Source organism: Teichococcus vastitatis, assembly GCF_003604215.1.
Classification (GTDB): domain Bacteria; phylum Pseudomonadota; class Alphaproteobacteria; order Acetobacterales; family Acetobacteraceae; genus Pseudoroseomonas; species Pseudoroseomonas vastitatis.
On record NZ_QXGS01000134.1, the window covers coordinates 1 to 1,752 of the forward strand.

The 1,752-nt window shown below is 60.8% G+C and carries 2 protein-coding genes; both read left to right on the forward strand.

Annotated features, from left to right (window positions below):
- Nucleotides 1-311 (forward strand): baeRF12 domain-containing protein (locus D2K64_RS25835; RefSeq protein ID WP_162306250.1); only part of this gene is annotated, 311 nt, incomplete at its 5' end.
- A gap of 215 nt (nt 312-526) precedes the next feature.
- Nucleotides 527-1,720, forward strand: a complete 1,194-nt coding sequence (locus tag D2K64_RS23475; RefSeq protein ID WP_120010829.1) for a cation:proton antiporter — start codon at nt 527-529, stop codon at nt 1,718-1,720.
- Nucleotides 1,721-1,752: the final 32 nt, after the last annotated feature.

Here is a 1,752-nt window from a genome sequence, read left to right on the forward strand (position 1 = left end):
TGCCGCATACCGCTCATCGACATCGAAGAAGCCAGGCTGATCCGCCATCGCCACTGCCTCCGCTGACCGAAGCCAGTGAATCAGCTCAGTGCCCTAACAGCGAGGTATTTCGAAGTGTCCAGTTGGCCGAAGTGCTCTACAGCATGTACCAAAGCGGTAAATATGAAGCTCTCGTGCTCGTCGCTGACCCACAAACGCTTGGCCAGCTGCGCGACACCATGCACAAGAACGTGACCGCAAGTCTGGTTCTAACGCTGAGCAAAGAGCTAACGAACCACTCCGTCCGCGAGATCACGGAGGCACTCACCTGACGAAGGAGGGTTTCTAAGCCTCATAGGATGGAGGGGAGCCATTGCAGCTGGGAAGCTTGCTGTTCGTCCGGTGCCTTCCAGGACGAAATGGCGCCGCTTGCTATCGGCTGTCGATAGCAGCAGCGTCCTCTCAAGGCTTGGCGTAGACGGATCGACTTGGGCTCGGGCGCGTTACCGTGAGGTCAGAGACCAGCCAACCCCAGCATGGAACCGCGATGCTCTCCCCTTTCGAATTGATCTCCGTCCTGCTTGTCCTGACAGCCGGCTTCGCCTGGACGAACCATCGCCTCATCGGCTTGCCGGACTCCGTGGGTCTGCTGGTCATGGGGCTAGCGGCGTCGGTGCTCCTGCTTCTCGTCGAGCGGTTCTTTCCTCAGGTTCAGCTCTATGAGCAGGTCGGCGTCATTCTCCAGCAGGTTGACTTTCAACGCACCGTCCTCGAAGGCATGCTCGCCTTCCTGCTCTTCGCCGGTGCCCTGCACGTGGATCTGTCGGCTCTGCGCGAACGGGCCTGGGCCGTTGGCAGCATGGCAACCATTGGCATCCTGCTTTCGACCCTCATCGTCGGCCTGGGCTTCTGGTGTGCCGCATCACTCGCGGGCATCAATCTGCCGCTCAGCTGGGCGTTTGTTTTCGGCGCCCTCATCAGCCCCACGGACCCTGTCGCGGTACTGGGTACCCTCAAGGCAGTTCGCGTACCGAAATCCCTTGAACTTGATATGACCGGTGAGTCCTTGTTCAACGATGGCGTGGGCGTCGTAATTTTCACGATTGCCTTGGCGGTCGCGGCCGGTGCCGGACATGGTGCCACTGGCTTCAGCGGTGCCGCAGAGCTCTTCGCGATCGAGGCTATTGGTGGCGCCCTTCTGGGCTTTGCCGCCGGCTATATCGCCTATCGAGTCATGAAGCAGATCGATAATTTCTCGGTGGAGGTGTTGATCTCTCTCGGCTTGGTGATGGGCACTTATGCCCTCGCAGCTCGCCTCGGCACGAGTGGACCGATCGCCATGGTCGTAGCCGGTCTGCTCATCGGCAACCGTGGTCCGCGAGATGCCCTGAGTGACCTGACGCAGCGCTACCTCTTCGGCTTCTGGACGCTGGTGGATGAGATCTTGAATGCCATTCTCTTTCTGCTTATCGGGCTGGAGGTCTTGGTTCTGCGGCCGGATGTCCTGTTTGCCTGGTTGCCAGCCAGTGCCATCCTGCTGGTCCTTCTCGCCCGCCTCGCTGCGGTCGCGTTGCCCGTCTGGATACTGAGCCGGTGGACCGTCTTCGTTCCGGGCACCATTCCTGTCCTCACCTGGGGCGGATTGCGGGGCGGGATCTCGGTCGCGCTGGCCTTGTCGATCCCCGAGGTGGAGGAGAATGAGGTGGCCCCCATCTGCCGGACAGTTTGGCGGCCCGGATAAGCTCGGTCCTGGTTGATCTCAGGCCGCCAGTC